This window comes from Photorhabdus heterorhabditis (assembly GCF_018448905.1).
Taxonomy (GTDB): domain Bacteria; phylum Pseudomonadota; class Gammaproteobacteria; order Enterobacterales; family Enterobacteriaceae; genus Photorhabdus; species Photorhabdus heterorhabditis.
Genome location: NZ_RCWA01000196.1, coordinates 1 through 341 on the forward strand (window position 1 = coordinate 1; position 341 = coordinate 341).

General features: G+C 42.5%; 1 protein-coding gene. It reads left to right on the top strand.

Annotated features, from left to right (window positions below; genetic code table 11):
- Positions 1-55: 55 nt before the first annotated feature.
- The coding region (locus EAE89_RS23270) for a helix-turn-helix domain-containing protein (protein ID WP_214086697.1) at positions 56-341 on the top strand (286 nt) is incomplete at its 3' end.

Below are 341 nucleotides of genomic sequence, written 5' to 3' on the forward strand. Positions count from 1 at the left end.
AGAAGGGCGGTCAGTTGCTATAGTAGGCATCTTTCCCGCCACAGGAAAATGCACAATGACCTATATACAACTGACCGAAACAGAAAGATACCCGATTTCCAGTTTAAAAAAAGCCGGTTTTTCACAGTGTTTCATTGCTGAGTCACTTAAGCGAAGCCCGTCGACCATCAGCAGAGAATTGAAGAGAAATCAAGAAGTTCAAACCTATTGCCCGGAACAGGCTCATTTGAAGGGATTAGCTCGTCGTCATTTTGCTAAAAAAGCCGTAAAAATAACGCCGGAAGTCAAAAAATGGATAAAACGGTTAATTTGGCAAGATTTGAGTCCTGAACAGGTGGTTG